Genomic DNA, 607 nt, shown 5'->3' on the forward strand with positions numbered 1-607 from the left:
TACGAAGGAACACTCGATGTCATCTATCACATTCGAAAAAATTAATATTTCGTACGGAGATTTCCGTGTTGTCCGTGACCTAGACCTTGCGATCGCGGACAGGGAATTTATTGTATTAGTTGGCCCTTCGGGCTGCGGTAAATCGACCATCCTACGTCTTATTGCTGGGTTCGAAGACACTGAGTCAGGAACACTTTCAATCGGTAACAGGGTGGTAAATTCTATCGAGCCCAAGAACAGAAACGTTTCAATGGTGTTTCAGAACTATGCGCTTTATCCACATATGACTGTGCGCGACAATATAGCCTTTGGCATGAAAATCCGCAAAATGGACAAAGAAGAGATCGAACGTCAGATTGATGAGGTTGTGGATATCGTTAACCTGCGAGACCAACTACATAAGAAGCCCGGCGCTCTTTCCGGTGGCCAGCGACAGAGGGTGGCGCTCGCGCGCGCCATTGTCCGAAAACCAGAAGTTTTTCTGTTTGATGAGCCTTTGTCTAACCTTGATGCAGAGTTCCGCACCTCGATGCGTCAAGAAATTGCTGCCCTGCACAAAAGGCTCGAATCCACGATGGTTTACGTGACCCACGACCAAGTGGAGGCG

1 protein-coding gene is annotated in these 607 nt (G+C 48.1%); it reads left to right on the forward strand.

Translation table 11 applies throughout. The features are described 5' to 3' along the window. Positions 1-16 precede the first annotated feature (16 nt). On the forward strand, positions 17-607 hold a 591-nt coding region (locus AB9F27_RS21980; protein WP_369758214.1), incomplete at its 3' end, for an ABC transporter ATP-binding protein.

It is taken from the genome of Falsihalocynthiibacter sp. CO-5D18 (genome assembly GCF_041205445.1).
Taxonomy (GTDB): domain Bacteria; phylum Pseudomonadota; class Alphaproteobacteria; order Rhodobacterales; family Rhodobacteraceae; genus Falsihalocynthiibacter; species Falsihalocynthiibacter arcticus.